Annotated in this window: 1 pseudogene; it reads left to right on the forward strand. The window is 59.2% G+C overall.

Going from position 1 to position 327, the window contains the following annotated elements:
• Positions 1-11: 11 nt before the first annotated feature.
• Positions 12-327: pseudogene (locus tag A3709_RS24710) on the forward strand (FAD binding domain-containing protein); the annotation flags it as partial.

The following is a 327-nucleotide window of genomic DNA, read 5'->3' on the forward strand; positions in this document are numbered from 1 at the left end:
ATGCCCGACTGGTGGCAGGTGCCACGGACCTCAGCCTGGAGTTGACCCAATCACTGGCAACGATCACCACGCTCATTCATACCGGGCGCGCCACGGACCTGACCGACATACAAGAGACTTCGAACCACCTCGACATTGGCGCAGCGGTCACTTACAGCGACAGTGCACCTCNGTTGCTGCATCAGTGGCCAGAATTGCACTAATTACTGGAGCGACTGGGCTCCAAACAGATTCGCAATCAGGGCACCATTGGCGGCAACATCGGCAACGCCTCGCCGATTGGCGACATGCCGCCTGTGCTGCTGGCGCTGAATGCCAGCGTAATCC

Source organism: Halioglobus sp. HI00S01 (assembly GCF_001635445.1).
Classification (GTDB): Bacteria; Pseudomonadota; Gammaproteobacteria; order Pseudomonadales; family Halieaceae; genus Halioglobus; species Halioglobus japonicus.